At 41.0% G+C, this 26,738-nt stretch carries 30 protein-coding genes and 2 pseudogenes; 8 read left to right on the forward strand and 24 right to left on the reverse strand.

Going from position 1 to position 26,738, the window contains the following annotated elements; genetic code table 11:
- Window positions 1-34: 34 nt before the first annotated feature.
- From BSM4216_RS15225 to BSM4216_RS15235, 3 genes are all read right to left on the reverse strand, one after another.
- Window positions 35-535: a YwhD family protein gene (locus BSM4216_RS15225; protein ID WP_003353390.1), complete on the reverse strand. Its 501-nt coding sequence runs from the start codon at window positions 533-535 to the stop codon at window positions 35-37.
- Window positions 536-705: 170 nt separating this feature from the next.
- Entirely contained in the window at window positions 706-912 is a 207-nt protein-coding gene (locus tag BSM4216_RS15230) for a hypothetical protein (protein ID WP_048624264.1), read from the reverse strand.
- A 108-nt stretch (window positions 913-1,020) separates the two neighbouring features.
- Window positions 1,021-1,674 (reverse strand): site-2 protease family protein, encoded by a 654-nt coding sequence (locus BSM4216_RS15235; protein WP_048624265.1) that lies wholly within the window; start codon window positions 1,672-1,674, stop codon window positions 1,021-1,023.
- A gap of 233 nt (window positions 1,675-1,907) precedes the next feature.
- Between BSM4216_RS15235 and BSM4216_RS15240 the strand changes: the two genes are divergently transcribed.
- Window positions 1,908-2,096: a 2-hydroxymuconate tautomerase gene (locus BSM4216_RS15240; RefSeq protein WP_003353394.1), complete on the forward strand. Its 189-nt coding sequence runs from the start codon at window positions 1,908-1,910 to the stop codon at window positions 2,094-2,096.
- Between the two features lie 17 nt (window positions 2,097-2,113).
- On the opposite strand, the gene BSM4216_RS15245 is transcribed toward BSM4216_RS15240, so the two are convergent.
- From BSM4216_RS15245 to BSM4216_RS15290, 9 genes are all read right to left on the reverse strand, one after another.
- Window positions 2,114-2,623, reverse strand: a complete 510-nt coding sequence (locus tag BSM4216_RS15245) for a YwgA family protein (protein ID WP_081473027.1) — start codon at window positions 2,621-2,623, stop codon at window positions 2,114-2,116.
- A 38-nt stretch (window positions 2,624-2,661) separates the two neighbouring features.
- The gene (locus BSM4216_RS15250) at window positions 2,662-3,960 is read right to left on the reverse strand and encodes an HD domain-containing protein (RefSeq protein WP_040341056.1); all 1,299 of its coding nucleotides are present in this window, start codon (window positions 3,958-3,960) and stop codon (window positions 2,662-2,664) included.
- A 487-nt stretch (window positions 3,961-4,447) separates the two neighbouring features.
- Window positions 4,448-4,669 (reverse strand): YuzB family protein, encoded by a 222-nt coding sequence (locus BSM4216_RS15260; RefSeq protein WP_003353397.1) that lies wholly within the window; start codon window positions 4,667-4,669, stop codon window positions 4,448-4,450.
- A gap of 342 nt (window positions 4,670-5,011) precedes the next feature.
- Window positions 5,012-5,947, reverse strand: coding sequence for a ribose ABC transporter substrate-binding protein RbsB (gene rbsB, locus BSM4216_RS15265; RefSeq protein ID WP_048624267.1), 936 nt, complete (start codon window positions 5,945-5,947; stop codon window positions 5,012-5,014).
- A 66-nt stretch (window positions 5,948-6,013) separates the two neighbouring features.
- Window positions 6,014-6,964, reverse strand: coding sequence for an ABC transporter permease (locus tag BSM4216_RS15270; RefSeq protein ID WP_048624268.1), 951 nt, complete (start codon window positions 6,962-6,964; stop codon window positions 6,014-6,016).
- Window positions 6,945-8,447: a sugar ABC transporter ATP-binding protein gene (locus BSM4216_RS15275; RefSeq protein ID WP_048624269.1), complete on the reverse strand. Its 1,503-nt coding sequence runs from the start codon at window positions 8,445-8,447 to the stop codon at window positions 6,945-6,947. The genes BSM4216_RS15270 and BSM4216_RS15275 overlap by 20 nt, the downstream gene beginning before the upstream one ends.
- Window positions 8,448-8,452: 5 nt before the next feature.
- Window positions 8,453-8,860 (reverse strand): D-ribose pyranase, encoded by a 408-nt coding sequence (gene rbsD / locus BSM4216_RS15280; protein WP_048624270.1) that lies wholly within the window; start codon window positions 8,858-8,860, stop codon window positions 8,453-8,455.
- On the reverse strand, window positions 8,857-9,741 hold the full coding sequence (gene rbsK / locus BSM4216_RS15285; protein ID WP_048624271.1) for a ribokinase: 885 nt from the start codon (window positions 9,739-9,741) through the stop codon (window positions 8,857-8,859). The genes rbsD and rbsK overlap by 4 nt, the downstream gene beginning before the upstream one ends.
- Window positions 9,741-10,715: a LacI family DNA-binding transcriptional regulator gene (locus tag BSM4216_RS15290; RefSeq protein ID WP_048624272.1), complete on the reverse strand. Its 975-nt coding sequence runs from the start codon at window positions 10,713-10,715 to the stop codon at window positions 9,741-9,743. The genes rbsK and BSM4216_RS15290 overlap by 1 nt, the downstream gene beginning before the upstream one ends.
- A gap of 495 nt (window positions 10,716-11,210) precedes the next feature.
- Here BSM4216_RS15290 and BSM4216_RS15295 point away from each other — a divergent pair, with 495 nt between their 5' ends.
- The gene (locus BSM4216_RS15295; RefSeq protein ID WP_048624273.1) at window positions 11,211-11,906 is read left to right on the forward strand and encodes an RsfA family transcriptional regulator; all 696 of its coding nucleotides are present in this window, start codon (window positions 11,211-11,213) and stop codon (window positions 11,904-11,906) included.
- Between the two features lie 58 nt (window positions 11,907-11,964).
- Here the strand turns inward: BSM4216_RS15295 and lipL are convergent, their stop codons facing one another.
- Complete coding sequence (gene lipL, locus BSM4216_RS15300; protein ID WP_048624274.1) at window positions 11,965-12,810, reverse strand: octanoyl-[GcvH]:protein N-octanoyltransferase; 846 nt, start codon at window positions 12,808-12,810, stop codon at window positions 11,965-11,967.
- A gap of 269 nt (window positions 12,811-13,079) precedes the next feature.
- Between lipL and hemQ the strand changes: the two genes are divergently transcribed.
- Together hemQ and gerQ are read left to right on the forward strand one after the other, a co-directional pair.
- Window positions 13,080-13,835, forward strand: coding sequence for a hydrogen peroxide-dependent heme synthase (gene hemQ, locus BSM4216_RS15305; protein WP_003354335.1), 756 nt, complete (start codon window positions 13,080-13,082; stop codon window positions 13,833-13,835).
- 549 nt (window positions 13,836-14,384) lie between these two features.
- Complete coding sequence (gene gerQ / locus BSM4216_RS15310; RefSeq protein ID WP_048624275.1) at window positions 14,385-14,870, forward strand: spore coat protein GerQ; 486 nt, start codon at window positions 14,385-14,387, stop codon at window positions 14,868-14,870.
- Between the two features lie 194 nt (window positions 14,871-15,064).
- Here the strand turns inward: gerQ and BSM4216_RS15315 are convergent, their stop codons facing one another.
- Both BSM4216_RS15315 and BSM4216_RS15320 read right to left on the reverse strand, forming a co-directional pair.
- On the reverse strand, window positions 15,065-15,436 hold the full coding sequence (locus tag BSM4216_RS15315) for a DUF423 domain-containing protein (RefSeq protein WP_048624276.1): 372 nt from the start codon (window positions 15,434-15,436) through the stop codon (window positions 15,065-15,067).
- A 105-nt stretch (window positions 15,437-15,541) separates the two neighbouring features.
- Window positions 15,542-15,811 (reverse strand): YwdI family protein, encoded by a 270-nt coding sequence (locus BSM4216_RS15320; protein ID WP_048624277.1) that lies wholly within the window; start codon window positions 15,809-15,811, stop codon window positions 15,542-15,544.
- 325 nt (window positions 15,812-16,136) lie between these two features.
- Here BSM4216_RS15320 and speE point away from each other — a divergent pair, with 325 nt between their 5' ends.
- Window positions 16,137-16,997: a polyamine aminopropyltransferase gene (gene speE / locus BSM4216_RS15325; RefSeq protein WP_048624278.1), complete on the forward strand. Its 861-nt coding sequence runs from the start codon at window positions 16,137-16,139 to the stop codon at window positions 16,995-16,997.
- 130 nt (window positions 16,998-17,127) lie between these two features.
- Here the strand turns inward: speE and BSM4216_RS15330 are convergent, their stop codons facing one another.
- The 5 genes from BSM4216_RS15330 to mobA all read right to left on the reverse strand — a co-directional run bounded on the left by BSM4216_RS15330 (window position 17,128) and on the right by mobA (window position 20,538).
- On the reverse strand, window positions 17,128-17,817 hold the full coding sequence (locus tag BSM4216_RS15330; RefSeq protein WP_048624279.1) for a uracil-DNA glycosylase: 690 nt from the start codon (window positions 17,815-17,817) through the stop codon (window positions 17,128-17,130).
- A 293-nt stretch (window positions 17,818-18,110) separates the two neighbouring features.
- Window positions 18,111-19,127, reverse strand: coding sequence for a ThiF family adenylyltransferase (locus BSM4216_RS15335; RefSeq protein ID WP_003354343.1), 1,017 nt, complete (start codon window positions 19,125-19,127; stop codon window positions 18,111-18,113).
- Window positions 19,128-19,170: 43 nt separating this feature from the next.
- Complete coding sequence (gene moaD, locus BSM4216_RS15340) at window positions 19,171-19,404, reverse strand: molybdopterin converting factor subunit 1 (RefSeq protein ID WP_003354344.1); 234 nt, start codon at window positions 19,402-19,404, stop codon at window positions 19,171-19,173.
- A 71-nt stretch (window positions 19,405-19,475) separates the two neighbouring features.
- Window positions 19,476-19,928, reverse strand: a complete 453-nt coding sequence (locus tag BSM4216_RS15345) for a molybdenum cofactor biosynthesis protein MoaE (RefSeq protein ID WP_048624280.1) — start codon at window positions 19,926-19,928, stop codon at window positions 19,476-19,478.
- Window positions 19,921-20,538 carry a molybdenum cofactor guanylyltransferase gene (gene mobA / locus BSM4216_RS15350; RefSeq protein ID WP_048624281.1) on the reverse strand — a complete coding sequence of 206 codons (618 nt, stop codon included), beginning with the start codon at window positions 20,536-20,538 and terminating at the stop codon, window positions 19,921-19,923. Before mobA ends, BSM4216_RS15345 begins: the two co-directional genes overlap by 8 nt.
- Before the next feature lie 552 nt (window positions 20,539-21,090).
- Here mobA and BSM4216_RS15355 point away from each other — a divergent pair.
- Both BSM4216_RS15355 and bshB2 read left to right on the forward strand, forming a co-directional pair.
- Entirely contained in the window at window positions 21,091-21,438 is a 348-nt protein-coding gene (locus BSM4216_RS15355; RefSeq protein ID WP_003354347.1) for a YojF family protein, read from the forward strand.
- A 30-nt stretch (window positions 21,439-21,468) separates the two neighbouring features.
- Window positions 21,469-22,149 carry a bacillithiol biosynthesis deacetylase BshB2 gene (gene bshB2 / locus BSM4216_RS15360; RefSeq protein ID WP_048624560.1) on the forward strand — a complete coding sequence of 227 codons (681 nt, stop codon included), beginning with the start codon at window positions 21,469-21,471 and terminating at the stop codon, window positions 22,147-22,149.
- Window positions 22,150-22,564: 415 nt separating this feature from the next.
- Here the strand turns inward: bshB2 and BSM4216_RS15365 are convergent, their stop codons facing one another.
- Together BSM4216_RS15365 and tnpA are read right to left on the reverse strand one after the other, a co-directional pair.
- The gene (locus BSM4216_RS15365; RefSeq protein WP_048622484.1) at window positions 22,565-23,686 is read right to left on the reverse strand and encodes an RNA-guided endonuclease TnpB family protein; all 1,122 of its coding nucleotides are present in this window, start codon (window positions 23,684-23,686) and stop codon (window positions 22,565-22,567) included.
- Between the two features lie 11 nt (window positions 23,687-23,697).
- Window positions 23,698-23,887 (reverse strand): annotated as a pseudogene (gene tnpA, locus BSM4216_RS16820) (IS200/IS605 family transposase); the annotation flags it as partial.
- On the opposite strand from tnpA, the pseudogene BSM4216_RS16825 reads away from it, so the two are divergent.
- A pseudogene (locus tag BSM4216_RS16825) lies at window positions 23,868-24,097 on the forward strand (transposase); the annotation flags it as partial. The pseudogenes tnpA and BSM4216_RS16825 overlap by 20 nt on opposite strands.
- Before the next feature lie 84 nt (window positions 24,098-24,181).
- On the opposite strand, the gene ilvA reads toward BSM4216_RS16825, so the two are convergent.
- A complete protein-coding gene (ilvA, locus tag BSM4216_RS15370; RefSeq protein WP_156179274.1) occupies window positions 24,182-25,444 on the reverse strand; it encodes a threonine ammonia-lyase IlvA in 1,263 nt (420 codons plus the stop codon).
- Between the two features lie 282 nt (window positions 25,445-25,726).
- A complete protein-coding gene (locus BSM4216_RS15375; RefSeq protein WP_048624283.1) occupies window positions 25,727-26,581 on the reverse strand; it encodes a Cof-type HAD-IIB family hydrolase in 855 nt (284 codons plus the stop codon).
- Window positions 26,582-26,738 lie beyond the last annotated feature (157 nt).

Here is a 26,738-nt window from a genome sequence, read left to right on the forward strand (position 1 = left end):
ATTTATAAAATAATCGTCGTTCCACACAAAAAAATTATTGCAAGCCATTTTTCAATTGTTCGCTGGATCGCTCCCACATGCCTTTATCATGGCTTTCCAAAAAGTCTTTTAACACTTTTTTGGATTTGGCATCCATATGATCCAATATAAAATGTCCCTTTAACGATTTATCCAATCGGTTCACATGTTCGGGCAAAGATTTGTAGCCTCTTCTTGTTTCTTGATTGACGGTCATTTCGCAAGCGGTCGCCCCGTAATAATAAGGTCCTTCTTCTCCTTGCTGGACGGTCACCCAAACGATCCAGTACGGTTTCCCATCCGGCACTTCTTCCTTATGAGGAGTAAATTTGATTCTCTTCTCTACTTCACTGCGCGCATGCATGGCGCCTAAATCGACAAACGCTTCACCCGCCTCCACGTCAATGATGACCGGTGAAACATTGTCTAGGCTTACCGCTCCTTTTCCGAATCCTCTATGGCCATCCAGTGGATCATTTTTGATAATATGAAACCCGATATTTTTCTTTTTCTCCATGTATCCAACCTCTCCTTGAACAAGATTTTATTCTCAATATATCGCAAACGCTTTCCATATCCAAACAGAGATTTTTTTCATTTTGAATTTACAGTTGAATCAAGCGGCTGCGCCATCCAAGCTGTGATTTGTCAACCATGCCTTCTCCATCGAATCTTCATCTTTCAAGATCATTCTTTACTTTTTATCCCAGCTTCTAATTCTTCCATTTCTAAATTCCATTTATCTCGTGTACTATACAATATTTCAAGGATGAAACTAGAAAAAGAATCTTGATTTTGATCGATTTCTTTTTTTAGTTTTCTGAGATCTTCTCTCAATTTTTCGACTGCTTCTTTTTTCTCATCGATGGACAGATATTCATAAATTTTTCTCATTCCATAACCGCCCTTTTTCAGTCAATGAACATAATAGCGGCAATCAAGCCATAGCCTTGCAATGGCATCTACAATTAGCAACGACTATGTACTTGTTATTCGCACATTTTAAAAAAACGGAGAAAACAACGAACTAAACCCTTGCAAAATCGCCGGCACTACCATATTGAAGAGGGGATGAATCGTATAACGGTCAAGCGGAGTAATGACTAAAATTAAAAAGATCAGCGCCCCATATTGCTCATACTGGCTCATTTTGACCCGAAAAGACGGTGTTGCAAGATCTTCAATAATGCGATATCCATCCAGTGGCGGAAACGGCAGCAAATTAAAGACAAAAAGAACAAGATTCAGCCACAACATCATATTTAATAAATCCACGAAAAACTGCGGCAATGCGGAACCACTTCCGGAACGGATGAAAAAAAACATGATCACATAAGAGAGAAACGCAATCAAAAAATTGCTCAAAGGTCCGGCAATCGATACGAGAACACCGGCCAGCCTTGGGTTATGAAAGCGGCTGCGGTTGACAGGTACGGGACGCGCCCATCCGAAACCAGCAATCAAAAGAAACAACGTTCCGATCAGGTCCAAGTGCGATACCGGGTTTAATGTTAATCTTCCTTCATCTTTGGCCGTAGAATCACCAAATTTATAAGCAACAGCAGCATGTGCAAATTCATGCACCGTAAAAGCCACCACTAAAGAGATAATGACAAACGGAAGTTCCTGAAACGAATAAGCAAAAAAACGATCCAAACTATCGACTCCTTTATTTGATGTTATTTTTAGACAGCCAAACTATTAGGAAAAATGACGGATGCTTCCCCTATTCAACGTGCATCTTTTGTTTTCCTGCCTTTTGAAAAACTTTCCTTTATCAACATCTTATACTAAAACTTTGAAAATTTTATCACAGATTGTTCTTTCCTTGCTGTTTCCAAAAGAAAAGCATAAAATCTGAGATAAGAAAGTATAAAGGAGTGATACATATGCCTTATGTAACCGTAAAAATGCTGGAAGGTCGTACAGATGAACAGAAAAAAGCGCTGGTGGAAAAAGTCACGGAAGCAGTTTCAGAAACGACAGGAGCTCCGAAAGAAAAAGTGACTGTTTTTATTGAAGAAATGTCCAAAAACCATTATGCCGTCGCCGGCAAACGCCTGAGCGATGAAAACTGATCCCGGAACGCCAAGCCTCACTGGGGCTTGGCGATTCCTTTTAATTCTTCAATATACTGGTACGCTTTTTCAATTTCTTCTTCCGTATAGTTTTGCTTCTTTTTTAAGGTGAAAATTTTCTCCTTTACTTCTTCCTCGGACAAATGATCGAAATACAAAACGGTAGATACCAGCTCCAGAAATCGGGCGCTTTGCTCATTCATATGGAGCACGCATTCTTTTAATTTAGGTATCTCCTCTTCATAAAGCTTTAAAAAATCCATTCCTTCTTTTGTAACGGTGTAGCGATATTGGTAATAGCCGCCTTTCTTTTCCTTTTCTTCATGAACAAATCCCATATTGCATAATTCTTCCACTCTCAACGTCAGCTCTTCTGAATAGGGTCCATAAAAATGGAACTGAAACTTTTCTTGAAAAGGAAAGGATATTTTCTTGGCAATGTAAATCATTTTTTGCAATTTTTTTCGACCGATAATTTCCCCACAGGCGGAAAAGGCACTCATCAATTTGACATGTTCTTTTAACAACGTGGTCATCTCCTACTCCAAAATTCCTTACTTACCATTTAAATGTCCAGTATCTCGCGAATTTTTCGTTTGATCGACGGTTTTGAACGGTCATCTTTGAGGAAGTCGGCAGGATAATAGAGTTTATGATCCGTCCTCCTCTTTCCGGATATCGCGTCCACAATATCCGATTCTCTTGACAGTTCTCTTAATTCCCCGTTCCTCATCAGCAAATGAATGGGCAAACGTTCCTCTTCTTCACCTGGGCGATAAAAATCGTAAGGAAGATCTGATGACGAATCCAACACCAAGTAATAATCCGGATTGATTCCGGCCTTTCGAAACAACGACTCTAATTCACTGTATTTCTTATATTCTTTAGCCGGATCAAACTCGATATATTTGAAAAGATTCCTGTTGACAAAGCGATTGGCGAGATCCTTTAAAATCGGATCTTCCTCTTCCTGCCATATTTGGAAATAATAAAGGATAATGGATTCATCCAGCTTCAAATAATCTTCAAGGGTAATATCGCCTTGAAACAAAGAATAGAAGTGAACGGGATCCTGTTTAAAAGAATAACCATTTCGATACAGTTCTTTTGCGCGGTGAAGAATTTTCGTCAACACCACTTCCGCACTTCGAGTCACAGGATGAAAATAAATTTGCCAATACATTTGATACCGGCTCATTATGTAATCTTCTACCGCATGCATGCCGCTGTATTTAAACACCACTTGATCTTCCCGAGGCCGCATAACCCGCAGTATCCGCTCCATGTCAAAATGACCGTAGCTGACGCCGGTAAAATACGCATCTCTTTGCAAATAATCCATGCGATCCGCATCAATCTGACTGGAAATCAAACTGATAACCAACTTATTATGGTACGTTTTGGCTATCACTTCCGCCACTTTTTCAGGAAAATCGCTTCCCCCTCTTGAGAGGACTTGATGGATTTCCGTATCGCCGAGAATGATTTCTCTCGTAAATTGTTCATGATCCAAATCAAAGACTTTTTCAAACGAATGAGAAAAAGGTCCATGTCCGACATCATGGAGCAAGGCGGCGCAAAGCGAAAGTAGACGTTCTTCTTTATTCCACTCAGGTCGGCCATCAAACACATCATCGACAATTCTGCGGACGATTTCATAAACACCAAGTGAATGGCTGAAACGGCTGTGTTCTCCGCCGTGAAATGTCAAAAACGTTGTACCAAGCTGGCGGACTCTCCGCAGTCTTTGAAATTCTTTCGTTCCGATCAAATCCCAAATCATTTGGTCTCTTACGTGAATATACCGATGAACCGGGTCTTTAAACACTTTTTCTTCATCTAACTTTTTTTTGGAATAGTCCATCTCACTGCGCACAGAAGACCCCCACTGTTCCATAATAGCCAGGATAAAGCTCCGTAAAAGCAGGGGGAGGAATGAGTGTTGTGCAATGGCAAAACACTCCTGTACTTCCTCCTTTCAAATTAAAATATGGTGAAATAAAAACGGATTGAACAATGACGTATGATCCGTTCATTAGATAAACGGGAGCAGCACTAGTTGTCCTGCAACCAAAAATGGAAAAACATCCTTTATAATCCCAAAAAAACGAAAAGACTTTGCAAAGATCCTTTTATATACAAAATATCCTATCGCGGGACATCAGGATGTTTGCATCAAAAGCTTTTCTTATGCCAACACCCACGTCATTTGAACGAAACGCAAGGAATTCTCTTTCCTCATCAAACCTATTTCTATTGTATCAGCAAACAGACTTTTGCGAATCCCCCGTCTTCCATCCCAGATAATGAAAAATCACCTTTTCCGTTTGGAATGAGGTGACACGTTTCATCTATTTTAGTCTTTTCTTTACTTTTTCTATCAATTCATCTTCCGTTAATGCTGCAACCGGGCGGTTATTCACAAAGGTGAACGTTTTTTTGCGGCCTGGACCGCAGTAGGATTGGCAGCCGATTTTAATCTCTGCATCGGGATCCAAGGCTTTTAGCTTAGGCAGCAACGTTTTCAAATTGACAGCCTGACAGTCATCGCAAACACGAAATTCGTTTGCCATTCCATACAATCCCTTCTGTTTTGTCTCTTAAAGCTATCGGTATTTTACCCCTTAATTTAGCAGTTTGCAAGTTCAACGGGCAGCCTGTCTCGTTGGAAAAATCGTGATTTCTTATCATGTTCTGCGAATGGGAGACGGGATGATAGACATATGAAAAGGACTTTGATTCCCTCTCGAAAAACATGCCGGGCTCCTTTGTCTGAATTGAACGTGCTTTCTCTTTTTCATCCATAAAAAATCGTATCTGCTTTACGAATTCGTTTTATGATCCTGTTTCCCGGCTGTCGGCATCGTCAACAATAAAAAAATCCCCATTTATATGGGGACCTGAAAAGCAAATATTTATTTCATTTTTGATACGTTCTCTTTTGTAACGAGCTTTAACGGTACAGCAATTTTCTTTTCTACTTTCTTTCCTTGTAAAACATCAATGGCTGCCTGTACGGACTTTTGACCAATCAGTTCCGGCTGTTGAGCCACGGTAGCAGATAATTTCCCTTTTTTGATGGCTTTGATCGCATCGTCATTTCCATCGAATCCAATGACTACAATATCGCGGCCTGAACTTTTGATCGCCTCGATAGCGCCTAATGCCATTTCATCATTATGCGCAAATACCGCTTGAATATTTTTTTGAGCTTGTAAAATATTTTCCATTACATTTAAGCCTTTGGATCGGTCGAAATCGGCAGCTTGCCGCGCGACAATATCCAGTTTTTTATCTGCAATACTATGGAATCCTGCACCGCGTTCACGTGTAGCAGAAGCACCTGGCTGACCTTCAAGTTCAACCACTTTTGCCTTTTCCCCAACTTGATCGATGATATAGTTTGCTGCCATTTTGCCGCCTTTTATATTATCAGAAGCTACAAATGTTGCGACATTTCCCTCGTCAGCTGAACGGTCGATCGTAATAACGGGTATCCCCATTTTATTAGCCGATTTCACAGCAGTCGAAATGGCTGCTGAGTCCGTTGGGTTAATGAGCAAAACGTCAACGCCTTGTTGAATTAAATCTTCGATATTATTGACTTGTTTGGTGGAATCATTTTGGGCATCTACGACTATGACATCCATTCCTTTTTTCTTGGCTTCTTTTAAAATGCCATTTTTTAACGTGACAAAGAATGGGTTATTTAAAGTGGAAATACTGACGCCAATTTTCATGTCTTTTAAATGGTCTTTTTTGGCTGGTTTGGCCCAATTAGGAGGCTCAAGTGAACATGCGCTTAACAAGAGAACGATACACATCATCATTATGCCTGCTAATTTTTTCATTTTGATTTTCTCCTTCAATTACGATGTTATTTTCAAAACTTGATAGGTTTTCAAAAGATTGTTTCCTTATGCTTTTCTCCGATCAATTAAAACCGCTATTAATATGACGACACCTTTTACAACTTGTTGGTAAAAGGAGGAAACCCCCAATAAGTTTAACCCGTTGTTTAATGTTCCAATTATGAGTGCTCCAATTAAAGTTCCGAAAATTCTACCTCTTCCCCCGGATAAACTGGTTCCACCTAAAACAACAGCGGCGATCGCATCCATTTCATAAGCCGTTCCCGCTGTCGGCTCTGCTGAATTTAATCGAGACGTTAAAATCGAACCGGCCAAAGCAGACATCGTACCTGCTAATCCATAAATCATCCATTTTACACGATTGACTTGAATACCAGAAATAATGGCCGCTTTTTCATTACCGCCAATGGCATATGTTTTGCGACCGAATGACGTCTTATGAAGAACAAACCATAAAATGGCGAAGGTAATGATCATCGTAATCGCAGGAACAGGGATTCCCAGAAAGTATCCTTGCCCAAATAATTGAAAGGTGTAATGGTTCCCTAATCCTGTGATAGGGTTGCCGTCTGTGTAAACGAGCGTAAGTCCTCGATAAATCGTCATCGTTGCTAAAGTGGCAATAAAGGGTGCCATTTTTCCTTTCGTAATAAGCAATCCATTAAACATCCCCATGAGCGTACCGAGTAAAACACTAACGATGATGGCCAGAATAGGATCCATGCCTGATACAATCATTCCCGCCATTAAAGCACTTGAAATCGCTAACATCGATCCAACCGATAAGTCAATGCCACCGGTCAAAATAACAAACGTCATTCCAAAAGCAATTAATGCATTAATAGATACTTGTCGCAGTAGATTGAGTATATTTAATGGTGCTAGAAAAGATGGATTTAAAATGGCTACAACTACGAACAATAGAACAAATGCAATCAACGGACCCAATTTTGAGAACACTTGCGACAATGGGCGTTTAGTTGTTTGTGTGTTCATGTAATTTTCCTCCAGTCGCTAACGTCATAATCGTTTCTTGGTCAGCTTCTTTTCCTTGAAGTTCACCTGCGATTTTCCCTTCATGAATGACAAGAATGCGGTCGCTCATCCCTAATATTTCAGGAAGTTCCGAGGAAATCATAATAATCCCCATTCCACGATCGGTTAATTCATTCATGAGCTGGTAAATTTCACGTTTGGCGCCAACATCAATTCCTCTTGTCGGTTCGTCCAAAATTAAAACTTTCGGGCCAATGCCAATCCATTTCGCAATGACCACTTTTTGTTGATTACCGCCTGATAAATTTCCTGCAGCTTCTTCTATTGAAGATGTTTTAATTTTTAAACGCTTGCTCATCATGTCGACGAACTTTTCCTCTTCTTCACTTTGAACGATTCCTTTAGGTGCCAAGCTAAATAAGTTAGGAAGGGAAATGTTTTCTCTAATCGAAAAGTCTAAAATTAATCCTTCCTCTTTTCGGTTTTCCGTTGCAAAAGCCATATGTTTTCGCACAGCATCATATGGATTTTTAATCGTTACTTTTTGGCCGTCTATGAATATTTCCCCTTCATCCAGCGGATCGATGCCGAATAGGCTGCGCATGATCTCTGTGCGTCCCGCACCCATCAAACCGGAAATACCCAAAATTTCCCCTGAACGAAGCGAAAAATGAATGTTTTCGAAGTAGCCTTTTCTTGTTAAATTTTTGACTTCAAACACGATCTTCCCCGGTTTAGGTCGTCTCTCCGGAAAACGATCTTTTAGTTCACGCCCCACCATTTTTTTCACTACTTCATCAAAGTTCGTTTCTTTTATCGGGGAAGTATGGACGGTTTTCCCGTCGCGCATAATGGTAATGCGGTCGCAAATCGTAAAAATTTCCTCCATACGGTGAGAAATGTACACAATCGATACGCCGTCTTTTTTCAAAGATTCCATCAACTGAAAAAGTCTTTGAATTTCCCTGTCTGTTAAAGCAGAGGTAGGTTCATCCATTATGATCACTTTGGCATCGGTCATCAAGGCTTTGGCAATTTCGATCATCTGTTGTTCTCCAACAGAACAAAGACCCGCTTCTTGTTCCAAGGGAAGAGTCATCCCAAGGCGTTTAAAAACATCTTTTGCTAGCGCTTTCATTTTTTTCGTATTTAAAATTCCGAGTTTATTCGTTGCTTCTTTCCCAATAAACAAGTTTTCTAGCACGGTCATTTCCGGCCAAATATTTAATTCTTGGTGAATAAACATGATTCCGGCATCTTCTGCCTCTTTTGGACTTTGAAAATCCGTTTCTTTTCCATCGATGACAATCTTGCCGTTATCTTTTTTATGAAGACCTGTCAAGATGTTCATTAATGTTGATTTTCCGGCTCCGTTTTCCCCCATCAGTGCATGTACTTCGCCGGGTTCTAGCGTAAAATAAACACCATCAAGTACTTTATTAGCACCAAATGATTTATGAATATTTTTCATTTCAATCCGCACTTTTTTCACTCCTTTCCTGTTGAAAAAATGACGCCTGCTTGCAATATACAGTTGGAATAAGGAGTTGCTTCTCCTGTTCGGATGACCGCTTTTGCTTGTTTCATGAACTGTTTCAATTGTTCATGGGAGATAAAATCCACCATTCCGCTAAATTCAGATTCTAAAAATTGAAACTGAGCGGGATTATTCGTTTTGATTTCTTCAGCTGCAATGGCTTTTTCGACGACCATATCATCATGTATGACCTTCACAACCTCTTGAAAGGTAGGAGTTCCGATTTTTATGGCTAAATCAATTTTGGGAATATCTTTTGGCACCGGAAGGCCTAAATCACCGATGACGATCCAATCGGTATGGCCGAGATCCGCAAGGACTTTTGCAATAGAACTGTTCACGATTCCATGTCGTTTCATTTTGCAACCACCCTTTCCACTTCTTCCCGCGTCGGCATTCCACCTTGTGCCCCAAACTTGGTAACCGATAGGGAAGCAGCGCAATTCGCAAATCGCAAGCTTTCTGTTATCGATTTTCTTTCTGCCAAAGCGACTGCAAATGCGGCATTAAACGTGTCCCCGGCTCCTGTCGTATCGACCACATCGACTTTGTAAGACGGAATGACGACTTCCTCTGTTCCGTTATGATAACGCACCCCATGCTCTCCTTCCGTAATGATTAATTTATTCGGTAAAGCGGCAAGCATCTCAGATCGTTCTTTCCCGTCAAATAAAACTTGATATTCATGTTCGTTTGGCGTTAAAAACGTTGCTTTTGATATCACTTCTGGATTAATTTTTCTGGCAGGCGCCGGATTTAAGACAAGCTTCACTTCATTCGAAGCACAAACGTCTGCCACATATTCTACTGTTTCTTCCGGAATTTCTTGTTGAATCAACACTACATCCGCTTTCTTGATGGACTCTAAGGCTATCTCTACATAGTCTGGAGTAATGAAATCATTCGCCCCTTTTACGACAATAATGCTGTTGTTTCCATCCGCCAAAGTAATGTGGGCTGTGCCTGACTCCACGCCTGTAACCGGTTTCACAAAATCGGTTGAAACACCATTTTTTTGTAAATTATCGACGATCAAACTTCCATAATGATCATCACCGACACAACCAATCAATGTCACTTCGGCGCCAAGTCTTGCCGCTGCCACGGCCTGGTTTGCTCCTTTACCGCCCGGCACGGTTTTAAAAGAAGTACCAATAATGGTTTCTCCTGCTTCTGGTCTTCTTGGTGAAGTGACCACTAAATCCATGGACGAACTTCCGACTACCACTATTTTAATCATTAAGACTCCACCTTTCTTGTCGTTTCTCTTTCTATTAATTTTACGGGCAGTTTTATCTGAGTATCCATACATTTTTCTTTTCTTAAAATAGCCAACAAAAGCTTGGCTGCTTCTTCGCCCATTTTATAGGCTGGTTGATGAATGGTGGTTAAGGGCGGAAAAACTAGTTCACTAATGGGGACATCATCGTATCCGATTATTTGCAGATCTTCCGGTATTCTTTTGCCGATTCTCAACGCCTCATGAAGGACAGCGGTTGCCACCACATCATTACATGCCAATATTCCGTCTGTTTTAGGATACTTTTGAAAAACTTCCTTTGCACTGGCTTTTGCTCCATTAAAAGTAAAGGACGTATCCATGACGTAGAAGCAAGCACTGGATTGGCTTAAAACGTCAAGAGCGGCTAGAAAACGTTCTTGTGCAGGACGTATATGCTGCGGTCCTCTTAACACCGTAATCTCTCTGCTCCCGCGTTCCAATAATGTTCTAGCTGCCAATCTCCCTCCTTGCTGATGATTGGAGTAAACAGAAGGAAATTGATCTGTCGTTCGATCGAGCAGCACGACAGGAATTTTTAAATTCAAAAAACGATCTGAATGGATCGTGGATGCAATGATGCCCATTACATGATTTTGAAGAAACGTTTCAATATAACGAAACTCCTTTTCCATATCTTCATCGCTGTTGCCAACGATCAAACGATATCCCTCATGTTGAACAGCATCTTCCACACCACGGGCTAATTCGGGAAAAAAAGGATTCGTGATATCTGGAAGCAAAAGACCGATTAGTTTGGATTCCCGCTTGTATAAAGATCTAGCCACTTCATTCGGCTTGTAGTTAAGCTTTTGAATGACTTCCAGAACTAATTTTTTCGTATCCTCCTGTACATATCCGCTCTTGTTTAAAACACGGGAAACCGTTGCTACAGAGACCCCCGCCTCTCTCGCAACGTCTCTAATCGTCACCAATTGGTTTCACCTCTACGAAAACTGTAACCGTTTACATATATCTTACTCTTTCATGCTAAAAAGTGCAATCCTTAATTTTTTGTAAAAAAATCATGATAAATTAGTTTGTTCTCTTTCTCCAAGTTGAACGAATACATTCTCTCTTAAAACGGCTTTGCTTGCTCAGAATTTTTTAATGAACTCGAAATAGCCTCGTTCTTTTGGAAGGTTGATAAGGTTGATCTTCCCGGTCTCATGAATGCCTTCTTCTTAGCAGAGTGATTTCTTTTTGATCACCAATAAAACAAAGAAAAATTTTGCCATTAATCCTTCATTCCCAAAATCCGCAGAGTGATGATTGTCGCCGAAACGGTCATTTACTCTCCTTTTTTCGCCGTCCAAAATTCCATATCAAACTATTACTCAAAATATTTTCTTGCAAATGTATAAAACTATTCGTTATTGACCAAGATGTAAATAAGAAAAAAACATTTTTACAAAAGGGAGTTGAGAACCATGAAAACACGCCAGGATGCCTGGACTGAAGAAAATGATCTGCTTTTAGCAGAAACTGTACTGCGTCATGTAAGAGAAGGAAGCACTCAATTAAACGCTTTTGAGGAAGTTGGGGACAAGTTAAACCGGACGTCTGCTGCTTGCGGCTTTCGCTGGAACGCTGTCGTCCGCCATCAATATGAAAAAGCTCTTCAGCTTGCGAAAAAGCAGCGAAAACAGCGGCAAAGGCTGTTAGGCAAAGACCAAGGAGGCAAAAAGAAACTTCTTTATCAGCCGCCTGTGCCTTCCATAGAGGAAGTGGAAGCGATGTCCCTGCCCGTGGCAAACGATAATCTAAAAACCGGAGAACAAGAAGCGGCATTGCCTGCTGTTATCGCACCAAGCGGTGAAATCACGCTGGAAAAAGTCATTGCATTCTTGCAAAACATGACCCATTCCAACTACCACGCAGATATTTTAAAAAGCGAGAATGCCAGATTGAAGCAGGAAATTGCGACCTTAAAGCAAGAAAAAGAAGAATTGGAAAAGAAAGTGAAAGAACTAGAAAAAAATTCTATGATTATGCAAGAAGACTACGAAACTTTAATAAAGATTATGAACCGCGCCCGCAAACTAGTCTTGTTTGAAGACGAGGAACCGGCTCCGACTACTTTTAAAATGGATCGAAACGGAAATTTAGAAAAAGTGGCTGAATGATTATAGAAAGATCTGTCCTCCGCCGATGCTTTGGCGTTGAGGACGGATCTTTTTTGCATTAGCAGGAGGCAGCCAAGAGCTTTTCGTTGCGTTCAGTTACCCGCTTCAGGTAGTACTGATAAAGCTCTATTTCTTCCCCTTCCAATTGGCTCATATAAAGGGTTTCACTGACCGTTTTTAATGCCGTGAAAAATCGGGTCATCACTTTCGTCATCGATAAAGCTGGGTCGATTAACTCAGCGAGGGAGGCCATCACTTCCGGCCGAATTTCGGGGTACTCCCACTTGGTTACAACGTCTTTTTTCCCAGCTTGGTAAAATTTTCGAATCAACTCCGCTCGTTCTGCCCCGCTTCCGGTGACGCCTATATAAATTTGGACGGCAACGCCATTTTTTATTCGTCTTTGCGATATCCCGGCAAACTTTTTTCCGCGAATGCTCAAATCATAGCTTCCGGGACAGTAAGAACCTATGATTTCTCTCGCTTCGATTTCTTCAGGATAATCGTGAAACATTAATTGAACCAGCTTCCACACGGCATCATACCCTCTATCAATATCGATGCCTTTTTCCGTATCCGGAAATATTAAAGAAAGATTTAAAACTCCTTCATCAAGCAATACAGCCAGTCCGCCCGAGTTTCGGACAATATAGCGGTAGCCCGCATTTTCTAAGACTCTTAAACCATCTTGAAGAAAAGGAAGTTTCGTATCTTGGGTGCCAAGAACCACCGTCTGATGGTGAACCCACGCTCTTGCAGTCGCAGGGGAAGCACCTGCTCCAACGGAAGTGCAAAGCGTATCATCAGCCGCGAACGATTGCAAAGCGTCAAACATCGGCCCTAAACTTGATTGGTCGATAATCCTCCACGCTTTCTGTTGTAATAGAGCCAAAGCATTACTCATCAAAAAATTCTCCTTCAGTCATCGTTTCGTGATCCTATTATATCACCGCTATTTCACGGATGGAAAGAATAGAAAGCGATTGTTCGCCTGCCTAAAATAAAGGTCCACTTCTAGGAAATTTTCGGTTTCTCTCATTGTAATCCCTCTTTCTAAATGAAGCTTCAAGAATTAGCCACAACTGCACAGGTTTCTTTTCAGATGAATAGGGACAAACTATGGTATATTAAAAAAAGAGAAAGTTGAAGCATTTTGAATAGGAGTTGATATCGTTGAGTGAAGCTGCGCAAACACTGGACGGCTGGTACGTCCTTCATGATTTTCGAACCATCGATTGGGCCCTGTGGAAAACTCTTTCCAGCGAAGAACGTCAATTAGCTCTGGCTGAACTTAACCGTTTCTTAGAAAAATTAGAAAAAACACAAGCTGAACAAAAAGGCAGCCATGCGCTCTACTCCATCGTGGGGCAAAAAGCCGATATAATGCTTATGACATTGCGCCCAACAATGGAAGAATTGAACGAGCTGGAAAATGAATTTAATAAACTAACAATCGCGGAGTTTACGATCCCGAGCTACTCATATGTATCCGTCGTGGAACTAAGCAACTATCTCCCTTCTGATTCCGATGAAGATCCATATGAAAATCCATATGTGCGTTCTCGGCTTTATCCCATTCTGCCAAAATCGAAATACATTTGCTTTTATCCAATGGACAAACGCCGGCAAGGAAACGACAACTGGTATATGCTTCCAATGGAAGAACGCCGTGAATTGATGAGAAGCCACGGATTAATCGGACGTAAATATGCCGGCAAAGTCAAACAAATTATTTCCGGTTCGGTCGGTTTTGACGATTACGAATGGGGAGTTACCTTATTTGCCGACGATGTTCTCCAATTTAAAAAATTGGTCTATGAAATGCGTTTTGATGAAGTAAGCGCCCGCTACGGCGAATTCGGTTCATTCTTCGTCGGTCCGTTGTTGGAAAAAGAAAAACTTCCTCAATTTTTTCATATCAATGAATAAATCGAGATAGGTCCTTAAGAGCCAAACTCTTAAGGACCTTTTTCTTTCTCTCCGTTTATGAAAACCTGTATTCTTTCCCCCTAAAAAACTTTGTCGCAAAATTTGTACAATTCATTAAGAAAGCTGTTCATTTTTTGAAGATGCTTGCATAAGTATGAAAATGGGCTATTTCATTAAAAAACATAAAGACGCTCTTCAAAAAGTGAGGTGAAATACAGAAAAACTGCCTATAGCGAAGATGGTGCTTTTTCTGTCTGTTTTATAGGAAAGGTAAGCCTATAATCCATAAAAGATGGATGTTCCAATGCCATTGCTTTCCTGTTTGCAACTGATAAGACCTATTGGCAGCGCCATGCTTCCAACCTCCGAAGACATATCAGAAGAGCCAGAAATAGAAAATGGTTGGCAAAAGAACCATTTCACCCGTCAACTAAAAAGTGGTTGTTTCATGAACAGTTTCCTGAATAGAACCAGGCAGGTCTATTCCTTTTACTTTCTATTAAACCTCTTGCCCAAGGTGTATGAATATTAGAATAAGGAGGAGCTCGAATGAGGCAACAACCAAGTGGTAACCAACAAGTGTATTATACTTATCCGCAAGGATATCCGGCTCAAGCGGTCCAGCCAAGCCCATATCCTCATGTACCCTTTTACCCTGGAGCGAGCCAGCAACAGCAGCAAGTAGGAGGTGCTGCTCCAAGCCAACAAACTCCAACCAGCGTCGCTCAATATATTCCGGGAATGCTTCCCCTAGAGCAATCGTATATTGAAAATATTTTACGGCTGAATAAAGGGAAACTCGTCACCGTATATATGACATTTGAAAACAATCGAGAATGGAATGCCAAAATCTTCAAAGGAATTATCGAGGCAGCCGGCCGCGATCATCTTATTATAAGCGACCCGCAAACAGGCACACGCTATTTGCTTCCTATGGTATACGTGGACTACATTACATTTGAAGAACCGATTGAGTATGAATATCCGTTTGCAGGCGGAGGCGGCGGACCAGGCGGATCGTACCAGCCAAGATAACGTGCCCTTTATTGGGGTGTTTTAAGCGTGATGATCCTGCTCGTTTAACGATTCAAATGCATGATTTCTATCCCTAGCTTCGCGGATATCACAAGCACAAAACAGAAACAATCAAAAAAAGAAGAGGCCCCTACAAAAGCGGATGGGATCGCCTCTTCCTTTTAATATTTGATTGTATTGACAATCCAATCTTTTTACATCCACTTGGTTGCTGCCAAAACAAGCAAAAACCAACCTATTAAAAACGAGATCCCGCCTAAAGGAGTAATGGCCCCCAAAATATGAATTTTCGTCAAACTGAGTACATACAAACTTCCCGAAAAGAGCACAATTCCAATAAACAAAAGCCATCCCGACCAAGAAATAAGTGAACTAGCCGGATATTTTCCCGCTAAAATGGCGACAATCAACAGCCCAAGTGCATGAAACATTTGATATTGGACGCCGGTTTTCCAAATATCCATATACTTTTGTTCCAATTTTCCTTCCAGTCCATGTGCGCCAAACGCCCCCAACGCCACAGCCAGCAGTGCATTAATAGCCCCTATTATGACAAAAATTTTCATCCTGTTCCCTCTCCCTTCAAGGTTTTGCTGCCACTTATCTATACAGCCATCTGCTTAAAAAGCATTTTAGTGTTTCCATCTCCGGGTCCAGCGGCAAAAAATTCGTTAAAAATCAAAAATGGAATCTCCGTTGGCTCCATCATCCGTTTCCAGCTTGTTTCCTTGCAAAGGCAAAGCCCTTTCTTCAGCAGGACTGACAGGCGTGCTGTTCTCTTCCAAAAATGCCGCAGGGTTCAATTGTGAATCGAGCACAACTTCACACAGAGTTTTTATGGTATAAAGATGCTGATATAATGCATCGCTATTTTCTTCTTGGCGCGCCTTTTTTGTTTCCTCTTCAATTTTCTTTAAAAGTTGATAATGGCTGATCTGCAAAATCTCCACCTCCCTAAGCCCATTTTTAAACCCTTCTCTGTTTCACGGATTAAAAGTCCTCTATTGGCTTTATCGGTATGCTTTCAAAATGAAAAGGACATCATAATTCCATTATGATCGTTCTGAAATATGTAATTCAAGCGAAAAAATTCTTCTGTAAATCGTCGCCACTTTTTCAAATAATCCGTAAAACAAGGCCCGAAAACCGAGTATTTTCACAGTATGCTTTGTTTTGCTACAATATGGGTCGTATAGATCTATTCTATCAAAACAGGTCTAATTTTTACATTTGTATGGGAATCAAAAAAGAAAGGAGACGATCATGATGAACACTAATCTCGAATGGCTGCAAGAAATAGACGGGAGCCTATGGCTGACAGAAAATGACCGAAATACGCTGAAAATCAGTTATAAACTAAAAGAGATTCTTTTCTCAGAACAATCCCCCTATCAACATGTCATGATTGTAGATTCGTATGATTTCGGAAGAATGCTGGTTTTAGACGGGGTTGTACAAACGACTTCCTTGGATGGACACATTTATAATGAAATGATTACCCATGTTCCTATTCTGCTTCATCCCCATCCTAAAAAAGTGCTCATTATCGGAGGCGGCGACTGCGGCGCAGCAAGAGAGGCAGCCAAACATCCCGGCATCGAACAAATCGATATGGTGGAAATTGACGAACTGGTAGTGAAATCTTGCAAACAATATTTACCGGATGTTTCAGGGAACTTATCCGATCCCCGCGTTCAATTTATTTTTGAAGACGGGATTGAATTCGTGAAAAATCGCCAAGACGAATATGATGTGGTCATCATTGACTCCTCCGATCCTGTCGGGCCCGCAGAAGCATTATTTACACATGACTTTTATGCAAGCGTAGAAAAAGTATTAAAAAAAGACGGCATTATAGTATGTCAAAGTCAATCTCCTTTGTTCCATCAGGAGATTCTTAAACAAACGTTTGATCATATTCAAAATTTATTCCCTTATGCCGGTGTCTATAAAGCTGTTGTTCCAACCTACCCAGGAGGAATGTGGAGTTTTACGCTAGGATCAAAAGTCTATCCGATTGATACTAACAGCAAACAAGTACCTAACCTTGATACCAAATATTTCAACGCCGAAATTTTCCAAAGCTGTTTTCTTCTCCCTCAGCAAATGAAAAACCTGCTGAAATAAACTTCTTTCTATATCCATGCATGCAAGAAAAGCTGGAAATTCACAACAGATTCGTTTGGATGATAAAAAATCCTTCAAGCATTTTGTCGAAATGTTTCACGTGAAACATTTCGACTTTTGTTGTTATTTGTCAAAAGAATGAAAGATTGGGAATTTGCCAGTCAATTTCTGTCTCACCTATTTCCCGCAAAAAGCGATTTGCTTTTGAAAACGGACGGCTGCCAAAAAATCCTCGGTTTGCGGACAATGGACTAGGATGCGGCGAGCGGATGATAAAATGCTTCGTCTGATCAATCAGCGGCAATTTGCTTTGAGCCGGACGCCCCCACAAAATAAATACCGCCGGTTTTTCTCGATTATTGATGAGCGAAATCACCCGATCGGTAAATTGCTCCCATCCTTTTCCGCGGTGAGAATGGGCTTCTCCTTGACGAACCGTTAAAACTGTATTTAACAGCAAAACGCCTTGGCGCGCCCAAGGGATCAAACAGCCGTTATCAGGAATATAGCAGCCTAGATCATCATGCAATTCTTGAAAAATATTTTTTAAAGAAGGAGGGATTGGAACATTCGGTTTGACTGAAAAACTTAAACCGTGGGCCTGATTAGGTCCATGATAAGGATCTTGCCCTAAAAGCACTACTTTTACGTTCTTGTAGGGAGTAAAATGAAGGGCATTGAAAATATCATACATGTCCGGATAAACAATTTTTGTTTGATATTCTTTTTTTAAAAATTCACGCAAGCGTAGATAATATTCTTTTTCAAATTCTTCCTCCAATAACGGAGCCCAGTCATTGGATAGAATTTTCTTTTTCATTCGTTCCCACCTTTGCCTTTTCCATGAAATGTTTATTCTTGATTCAACTATACCTTATCAATTTTTGTCGAAATGCGCTACTTCCAACGAGCAAAGAAGGATTCCGTTATCTTCGCCATCAAAAAATTTTCGAAGTTGCTGTATACACAACAGAAAGCGCATCATCAGAAAAACAAAGATTTCAAAAAATTTTTCAAAGAAAATTTTTCAAACATTCGTTTAAGAAAAAATACAAAAGTAAAAGAGCGGCCGGATGTTGAAACGGGCCGCCGCTTGTTTATGGACATTAACAGCTATCCTAAAAGAGTTTGATAGATTTTTTTTGCCGTGGCTTCATCTTTCGTGCCGTGAATCAAAGCTCTGCCATCTTGAAATAAAACGATGCGAAGATCCTCTTTTTCAATGGATAATAAATAAGGATTCCCCTCTACATTCCAGCCTGCTCTTCTCCATTGAAGAGCGAGTGCAGATAGCTCCATGTCTCGTTTTTTCCCCGGCCTTACCTGCACTGTGTCCCTTCCGCAAAGAACGGTTGTTTTTGTGCGTGCTTCCCGAGACAAGAAAGGATAAGCAGGCTGTGCCCCGCAAGATAAGCAGCTTTCATCCTTTAATGCCCCCGCTTTGATTTCCAAATGATCGTTTTTCCAAAGATCAAAGCTTACAAAAGACGGACGCAAATCTTCTTGATGGTCGGTTAAAATCTTCAACGCTTCCGCCGACTGATAAGCAGCCACCATTTGAACAGCCGGTCCGATCACTCCCACCGTGTCGCAAGTCAATCCTTGCATCGGCATTTGCTTTAATAAGCATTGAAGACAGGGAGTTTTTCCGGGAACAATCGTATAAGTCATTCCAAAACTTCCCACACAAGCTCCAAAAATCCAAGGAATTCGATATTTTTGGGAAATGTCATTGATTAAAAAACGAGTTTCAAAGTTATCCGTACCGTCCAATATGAGATCGACTTCCTGCGCCAACTCTTCCAGCAATGCAGCATCTGCCTCGCCGACAATGGAATTTACATCAATGAGACCATTGATCTCTCCAAGCCTTTTTTCTGCCGCGGCCGCTTTTGGCCAGCGCATGCGAGCATCTTCCTCACTATATAAATGCTGCCGTTGCAAGTTGCTTTCTTCCACGTAATCGCGATCAATGACGGTCATCCGGCCTACTCCCGCTCTAGCCAATATTTCGGCTGTTGCAGAACCTAAAGCTCCGGTCCCCACGATCAAAACATGCTTTTGGGAAAGCTTCTTCTGTCCTTCTCTCCCAATTGGTTCAAACAGTATTTGCCGGGAATACCGTTCCATTGCTGCACCTTCTTTCCGTTAAAATAGCATCCTGTGGCGCTTGTTATCCCCCGCTAACAGGTGGAATAAAGGCAACGACATCTCCCTCTTTTACTCTGTAGTCTTCCGGAACGAATTCTTCATTGACAGCTGTCATAGCAGAATCGAGCCGGCTGGCGTGAAACTGTTCCACCACTTCTTTTTTTATTTGTTTGATCGTTTTTCCGGCTCCTTCTATTTCTGCTTCGGATTGCCCCGTTTCTTCACGAAGATGAGCAAAAAATAAAATACGAATCATCCTACATCCTCCATTTCTTCCTTCATGCCTGCATTGCTTGCACGTTTACTTCATCCATTTCACCAGGGACATTATGATTCCTGCGGTGGTTTCCCATCGGAATAAGCAATCGTGCCTTGCTGATTTCCAATCCACTCTTCTCCGTCTTCCCAATGCTCTTTTTTCCAAATCGGCACCATTTCTTTTATTCTTTCAATAGCATAGCGGTTTGCCTCATAGGCGTCCTTCCGATGCGGAGTGGAAACAGCAATCGCTACCGCAATATCAGAAATGTCCAGCCGGCCGATTCGATGCACGATCGCCGTTTTAGCCCCCGGCCATCTTTTTTCAATTTCCTCTCCAATTTGTCTCAATTTCTTTTCTGCCATGGATTCATAGGCTTCATATTGCAAATAAAGGGTCTTTTTCCCGTTTGTCAATTCTCTTACCGTACCTAAAAACGTCACAACCGCACCTGCTTCAGGCCGGACCACCTGCTGGACTACCTCTTCCATTTTGATTGGCTGTTTTGTAATCTTAAACATCGTTTCTTTTCATTCCTTTTATTATCGTTTTCACCACTTTGAACGATTCGGGATCATTCATATTCCAAAAAGCATTCGCATATTCTGCTTTTAAAGCATCAGGAACATCGTGTTCCGCCACGATCTTCATATCCAACAAGCGGAGGAATTCTTTCAAACGATATTGCTTGCGCTTAAGCTGAATTTTGGCCGCTTCTTTCGCTGATGTCTTATAAACAGCGAATAAAGGATGAAGAATCCCATCCGTCATAGGGATAATGGCATCTTGATCGGTCTTTGCCAATTCGTCTATCATCCATTTCCCGATACGTCTGGAAGCGAACGGCATATCACAAGCCACAAACAAGTTCATCTCCGTATCCGAATGAAGAAGACCCGTATAAATTCCTGCAAGCGGCCCGCATCCTCGAAAAGACGCATCGTCTGGCAGCTGGGGAAGATCCATAGAATAAGAATGACTGCCCGTCAGCAACACCATTTTAGAAGTCAACGGTTGAAACTCATCCTTTAATCGCTCCAGCATGGTTTTCCCATCGACTTCCAAAAGTGCTTTATTCATCCCCATTCTGGTCGATTGACCGCCAGCCAACAAAAACACCGTTGTTTCCACTTGTCTCGTTCCCCTCTATTGCGCTGCTTACATTGAAGATTCACAAAATGAAAATCACAGATTAAAATTTATTCCGATGGTTTTTGCCTCTTTGACAAATAAACATTCTTCCCAATAGTGTAATGTAGCGTTGCATCCGTTCAAAAGTTACATGAACATCTTTCAGTTGTTCTTTTTCCTTGATTTTACTATATCGTTAAACAACGAACAAACCTTTTGACAGAAAACGCTTTATTTTTCCGACAGCGTCAAAACGTCCAAAAGTATTTTCTCCCACAGCGGCATATGGAAACGATCAGAACTTGTGTAAGCGGAAGCCTTTGCGGTCAGCCGCCGAATTTCGGACTCTGTTCACTCGTCAGCAACGCTTCTATAGTAAGCACCGTTTGAAAAGAAGTTCAAACAATTAGTGTGAAAGAAAAGAAATTTAGAAGGGGACAATCGACCGTTACGAACATTTTGCAGAGAGTCTTTCATTGCCCAACTCTTTTCGCAATTCTATCTGTTTTCTAGTACAATGAATCTATATATTTTTGTATAGAGGTGAAGAAAATGGAGCCGATTCTCGCTGACAAGGTCCAAGAATATATCAATCAATTCGCCGGCAAAGATGTGTATATCCATGTGGAAACGACGAACGGCGCTTATGCTTCTCATTTTAACGAAGGCTTTTTTTCGGCCGGTTGTTTTATCCGGAATGCCAAAGTAAACTATGAACATGGCAAAATCGCAGGAACAGGTCCATATCGGATCGGTTTGAAGTTGGATCTCGGATGGATTTACGTAGAAGGCCTCACCCATTTTGAACTGGATGACCAAGGACGACTGCTTCTTTCGGGGCATGGCCATGACGGAAAATTAGCGGCTGCTTTGGAAATCAGCCACACACCGTTCGACTAAGGAAAGGAGCGATTTTAGAACATGAACAAAATCGAAAAAGAGCGTCATGTGCTGGTTATTTATCCACATCCGGATGATGAAGCACTGGGGGTTTCAGGAACACTTGCCATTTATGCGAAAAACAACGTTCCTATCACCTATGCGTGTCTGACATTGGGCGAAATGGGAAGAAATTTAGGCAATCCGCCGTTTGCTACTCGAGAAACATTGCCCAAAGTCCGTAAAAAGGAACTCGAGAAAGCAGCTGAAGTGATCGGCATTCAAGATTTGCGAATGATGGGGCTTCGCGATAAAACGGTGGAATTTGAAGATGACGAAAAAATGGTCAAACTGGTGACTGATTTAATCGAAGAACTGAATCCATCGTTGATCATTACTTTTTATCCCGGCTACTCCGTCCACCCGGACCATGAAGCTACCGGACGTGCGGTTGTAAGAGCGGTGCGCCGAATTCCAGTGGAAAAACGGCCGAAGCTATACTGCACAGCCTTTTCCAAAGACTGCGAAAGAAATCTAGGTGAACCCGATATTGTAAACGATATTCGTGAAGTACAGGATATCAAGATCGCTGCTTTAAAAGCGCATATCTCCCAAACCGCTTGGATGCTGAAGGGATTGGAGGAAAGCATAGCTCAAAACAATCCGATCAGCGAACGGTTAACAACAGAACGTTTATGGAGCTATCAATGGGATCGTGACGAAGTAGATTGATCCTATCTTTGTCATAAACGCTCGTCAAAGAGCAGCACTTTGCCTTTCATCTCTAAGCGATTGTTTTATTTTAAAAAGGCAATGATCGCAAGAAAGAGTTCGATCGCAACCAATACCTATCAAACCAATTCTACACAAAAAAGCCAGCCCACTTCTTTCACGTTGGTACTGGCTTTTATTATTTTTCTTATCCACTCATCGCCTGCATCAAAACAGGAAAGAACCGATCCTATGTAAACTCTTTGGAGCGTCTTCTCTTTGACTTTGATCATCATCCCTTAATGAGGCGCCATGAGCTGGATGAAGATAGTGAACTACCCGCTACCTACGCTTCGCTTAGAGGTGGAGGCTTCTAAGGTAATCGCACCTAACGGTACGAAATTTACTTAGCTATCGAGCCTGTTCCATGCTCTATTTATGATGATGTTAATGCCAACAGTCGCAATCCTTCACGCTTGATATTGATAGAAGCATTCCAATCTCTATCTGCTACAAAACCACAATCACAATGGAATATGCGCTCAGAAAGAGATAGAGACTCCTTTACTTGACCGCAACATGAACAAGTTTTGGATGATGGAAACCACTTATCTATTTTGAGAAGCTTTTTCCCCTGCTCCTCTAACTTGTATTGGAGAAATTTCGTGAACATGCCCCATGCATGATCAGCAACGCTTTTGCCGAAATTTAGTGCTTGGGACATTCCCTTCATGTTGAGGTCTTCGATAACCACGCAATCATATAGTTTCGCTAATTTGTACGATTCCTTATGTAGAAAGTCTTTTCGTTGGTTCGCAATTCTTTCATGTAGCTTCGCCACTTTTAGTCGTTGCTTGTGCCAACGATTAGAACCTTTCTTTCTGCGTGATAGAACACGCTGTTCTTTCGCTAATTTTCCCAAGGCTTGGCGATAGAAACGAGGGTAATTGGCTGTCTTACCTTCTTCACTATCGACAAATAAACCGTTCATGGAAAAATCTAAGCCAACAACAGCTTGTACTTCTTTTTGTACAGGTTGATGTTCGTATTCAGTGAGAATAGAAACATAGTATTTTCCTGTTTTTGTTCGAGAAACCGTACAAGACTTGATGATATGATGTGACGGAATTTCTCGATGTTGTTTGATTTTTACAAGTTTCAGTTTCGGTAATTTGATATAACCATCCAAAAGCATAATGTTTCCGTTGACCACGTTGGTTGTGTAGGACTGTCTCGCCTTTCGGCTTTTGAACTTTGGAAATTCAGCACGACCAGAGAAGAAGTTTTGGTATGCCTTCTGCAAATTCAGTTGAGCGTTTGCCAACGCAAGGCTGTCTACTTCTTTGAGCCATGGAAATTCCTTTTTGTACTTTGCAGGAGTCGGGAATTTTTTTTGCTTTTTCAAGGCTTCTTTGTCGTCCTTGAATGGTTCATATGTTTCCATTCGTTCAGCCAACATTTTGTTGTAGACGAAACGAACGCAGCCGAAGGTTTTTGTAAGAAGTTGCTCTTGTTCTTGTGTTGGGTACAGACGAAATTTATATGCTTTGTTTGCCATATCAAATCACCTCACTTCCTCCCTTGATTTTCTATATACTGCTTTATCACTTCAATGGGCGCACCACCTGTTGTAAGTAAGCAAAAGCTTCTTGACCAAAAATACTCTTTCCAAAGTTTTCTTTTCACTTGTGGAAAATGCTTTTTGATAAGTCTTAGAACTTGCACTTTTATAGGCATTGATGAACTTTGATAGTTCACTCGTAAAATATCGCAGACAAGTGATTGATGATACCATATCTGACTATGCAAAAGATATGTTTATTCGACTTGGTGAAAATTACAATATTTCCTTGGTCGAATGGAATCACGATATTGACCATGTGCATATTTGTTCAAAGCACATCCGAATGCCTTCCATTTATATAACACTGATTATATCATAGCACAAAAAAGAGACAGCTTTAGGCTACGCCTAACCGAAATTCATCTCCCACTTTCACTGGTGCCTCCGCACTTTCACGTTTAGAAGTAGGAGACTTCTTTCGGAGGGAAGTTAAATTAAAAAATTAAATAAAAGCGGGTCATTGTTAATTTCCATATACGGGAAGCCTTTGCGATTCATACGCTCAATCAGCGGGTAATAGTCTTCCCGTTTTTTCAATTCAATGCCTACAAGCACCGGTCCTTCATCACGGCTATTCTTTTTCGTGTATTCGAATCTTGTAATATCATCATGCTCGCCTAGCACATCAGACATAAATTCCCTTAATGCACCAGCGCGCTGCGGGAAATTGACGATAAAATAATGCTTTAATCCTTCATAAATAAGAGACCGCTCTTTGATTTCCTGCATTCGCGAGATATCATTGTTTCCTCCGCTTAAAACGCAGACAACATTTTTTCCTTTTATTTGATCTTTGTAAAAATCCAAAGCGGCGATAGGAAGAGCCCCTGCAGGTTCGGCCACAATCGCATTTTCATTGTATAAATTCAAAATCGTCGTACAAACTTTTCCTTCCGGCACCACCACGATGTCGTCCACAACTTCTTTGCAAATTTCCATTGTTAAATCTCCTACTTGCTTGACCGCGGCACCGTCAATAAACGGATCAATATTTTCTAAGTTCATCACTTTTCCGTTTTCCAATGATTTTTTCATACTTGGCGCCCCCTCCGGTTCAACGCCAATAATTTTTGTTTCCGGGCTGATGCTCTTTATATAAGAGCCGACGCCGGAAACTAATCCTCCCCCACCTATTGCAGCGAAAACAAAATCCACCGGTTCAGCACTGTCATTCATAATCTCTACCCCAACCGTTCCTTGTCCCGCAATAATGCGAGAATCATCAAACGGATGCACAAATATCATATCTTCTTTAGCACAACATTCTCTTGCTTTCATATATGAATCATCAAATGTATCTCCTGTTAAAATCACTTCTACATAAGAGCCGCCAAATAATTGAACTTGGGAAATCTTTTGCCGTGGAGTCGTCGTCGGCATAAAAATTTTTCCGTAGATTCCCAAATTTTTGCACGAATAAGCCACTCCTTGAGCGTGATTGCCGGCACTGGCGCATACGACTCCTTTTTTCCTTTCTTCTTCTGTCAAGCTCTGGATGAAGTGGTAGGCACCGCGTATTTTGAAAGAACGGACGATTTGCAAATCTTCCCTTTTTATATAAATATTGCATTGATAACGTTCGGATAATCGTTCATTTTTTTGTAGAGGTGTTTTTTCCACTACATCCTTCAGCATTTGATTGGCTACTACGATGTCTTCCACACTGATTTTTGTCAAAGCTTTGCTCATCATAACGCCCCTTCTTAATATTTGAATTTTAAAAATAATTCTAACACATTTTCGGTCAAATAGATGAACAAATTTTCTTAAAATGATGATTTTTATGATAGCTCACCTTTGAATCAAGCGCGAAAATAAACATAACATCATCTTAGCCAATGCCACTGATGATAAAAGAAAACTTACCACCAGCTAAGAATTTACATTCCCTACTGACGGTAAGTTCGATAAGCTGTTTTTGGATAGCTTATTGTCTCTATTGAATTTATTCGTATCATTCGGTCTTGGGAACTTTTAAAGAACTTCCAGTATTGCTTTTCCAACCCCATCTTCGTCATTCACCGCTGTCTCATGGCTGCAAATTTTTTTGATATCCGGATGGCCATTTCCCATCGCAACAGAGCGCCCCACTCTCTCAAACATAGAGAGATCGTTCAAGTTATCGCCGATCGCCATTGTTTCTTGCATAGATATGCCCATTCTTTCAGTAAACCACGTCAATGCGATTCCTTTTTGAGCTTTATTATGCGTCACTTCCAAATTCTCGCTTCCAGATGAACTTACCGAAATTTCCGGAAGCGCTTCTAATTTCTCTTTGACCCTCATCAATTCACTAGGATTTTTTGAAACAACAAGGAATTTATAAACAAGCTGATCATTGCTTTCGATAACGTGTTCATAGTTTTCTACAATCTGAATATGTCCTTTGGAGTATCGGTTTTTGGCCATTTCATAAATTTGATCCTCCGGCATATCTGGATTTGCCGTTTGAAAGATGTTCATTAACGTCTGAACGCCTTTTTCATAATGATCCGTATATATCCCTTTGTTAGTAAACACTTCGTAATAAGTATCCGAATGATAAAGAATTTCATAAATATCGAGGGATTGTTTGGCCGATAATTCATTTGTATGAATGATTTCGCCTTCTTTTGTTCTCACTTCCGCTCCATTCACACAAATAATTGGGCACTGTAAGCCAGCTTCCGCTAATACTGTTTGGGCTTCATCGTACGAACGCCCTGTGGCAATCACGACTTCTATTCCCTTTTCTTGGGCTTTTTTGATGGCTGTACGGTTACCCTCGCTAATCATCTGCCGGCTATTTAACAGTGTTCCATCCATGTCTGTAGCAATACATTTAATCATGCATTTCACCCTTATCTATTTCCTCATTACACTTTCAGCAATTCATTTCTATCTTACCATTTTTTAAAGACAAGATCAGTTTTCCGCACCCGTTTAAAGGCTGTCGAAACTTCAGTCCATCGAGTAGGAGGGAGCGATTAACTCCCGTCCTCTCACA

The sequence above is a fragment of the Bacillus smithii genome (genome assembly GCF_001050115.1).
GTDB lineage: Bacteria > Bacillota > Bacilli > Bacillales > DSM-4216 > Bacillus_O > Bacillus_O smithii.

What these genes read in the sequence shown, in the direction of transcription:
- BSM4216_RS15260 (WP_003353397.1), bottom strand. Translation starts at nt 4,669, where the DNA reads ATGGCAAACGAATTTCGTGTTTGCGATGACTGTCAGGCTGTCAATTTG.
- BSM4216_RS15270 (WP_048624268.1), bottom strand. Translation starts at nt 6,964, where the DNA reads ATGAACACACAAACAACTAAACGCCCATTGTCGCAAGTGTTCTCAAAA.
- BSM4216_RS15230 (WP_048624264.1), bottom strand. Translation starts at nt 912, where the DNA reads ATGAGAAAAATTTATGAATATCTGTCCATCGATGAGAAAAAAGAAGCA.
- speE (WP_048624278.1), top strand. Translation starts at nt 16,137, where the DNA reads ATGAACACTAATCTCGAATGGCTGCAAGAAATAGACGGGAGCCTATGG.
- BSM4216_RS15225 (WP_003353390.1), bottom strand. Translation starts at nt 535, where the DNA reads ATGGAGAAAAAGAAAAATATCGGGTTTCATATTATCAAAAATGATCCA.
- BSM4216_RS15295 (WP_048624273.1), top strand. Translation starts at nt 11,211, where the DNA reads ATGAAAACACGCCAGGATGCCTGGACTGAAGAAAATGATCTGCTTTTA.
- BSM4216_RS15335 (WP_003354343.1), bottom strand. Translation starts at nt 19,127, where the DNA reads ATGGAACGGTATTCCCGGCAAATACTGTTTGAACCAATTGGGAGAGAA.
- gerQ (WP_048624275.1), top strand. Translation starts at nt 14,385, where the DNA reads ATGAGGCAACAACCAAGTGGTAACCAACAAGTGTATTATACTTATCCG.
- BSM4216_RS15355 (WP_003354347.1), top strand. Translation starts at nt 21,091, where the DNA reads ATGGAGCCGATTCTCGCTGACAAGGTCCAAGAATATATCAATCAATTC.
- BSM4216_RS15375 (WP_048624283.1), bottom strand. Translation starts at nt 26,581, where the DNA reads ATGATTAAATGTATTGCTACAGACATGGATGGAACACTGTTAAATAGC.
- rbsB (WP_048624267.1), bottom strand. Translation starts at nt 5,947, where the DNA reads ATGAAAAAATTAGCAGGCATAATGATGATGTGTATCGTTCTCTTGTTA.
- BSM4216_RS15330 (WP_048624279.1), bottom strand. Translation starts at nt 17,817, where the DNA reads ATGAAAAAGAAAATTCTATCCAATGACTGGGCTCCGTTATTGGAGGAA.
- BSM4216_RS15250 (WP_040341056.1), bottom strand. Translation starts at nt 3,960, where the DNA reads ATGGACTATTCCAAAAAAAAGTTAGATGAAGAAAAAGTGTTTAAAGAC.
- rbsK (WP_048624271.1), bottom strand. Translation starts at nt 9,741, where the DNA reads ATGATTAAAATAGTGGTAGTCGGAAGTTCGTCCATGGATTTAGTGGTC.
- BSM4216_RS15365 (WP_048622484.1), bottom strand. Translation starts at nt 23,686, where the DNA reads ATGGCAAACAAAGCATATAAATTTCGTCTGTACCCAACACAAGAACAA.
- BSM4216_RS15315 (WP_048624276.1), bottom strand. Translation starts at nt 15,436, where the DNA reads ATGAAAATTTTTGTCATAATAGGGGCTATTAATGCACTGCTGGCTGTG.
- BSM4216_RS15240 (WP_003353394.1), top strand. Translation starts at nt 1,908, where the DNA reads ATGCCTTATGTAACCGTAAAAATGCTGGAAGGTCGTACAGATGAACAG.
- ilvA (WP_156179274.1), bottom strand. Translation starts at nt 25,444, where the DNA reads ATGATGAGCAAAGCTTTGACAAAAATCAGTGTGGAAGACATCGTAGTA.
- BSM4216_RS15345 (WP_048624280.1), bottom strand. Translation starts at nt 19,928, where the DNA reads ATGTTTAAGATTACAAAACAGCCAATCAAAATGGAAGAGGTAGTCCAG.
- lipL (WP_048624274.1), bottom strand. Translation starts at nt 12,810, where the DNA reads ATGAGTAATGCTTTGGCTCTATTACAACAGAAAGCGTGGAGGATTATC.
- moaD (WP_003354344.1), bottom strand. Translation starts at nt 19,404, where the DNA reads ATGATTCGTATTTTATTTTTTGCTCATCTTCGTGAAGAAACGGGGCAA.
- rbsD (WP_048624270.1), bottom strand. Translation starts at nt 8,860, where the DNA reads ATGAAACGACATGGAATCGTGAACAGTTCTATTGCAAAAGTCCTTGCG.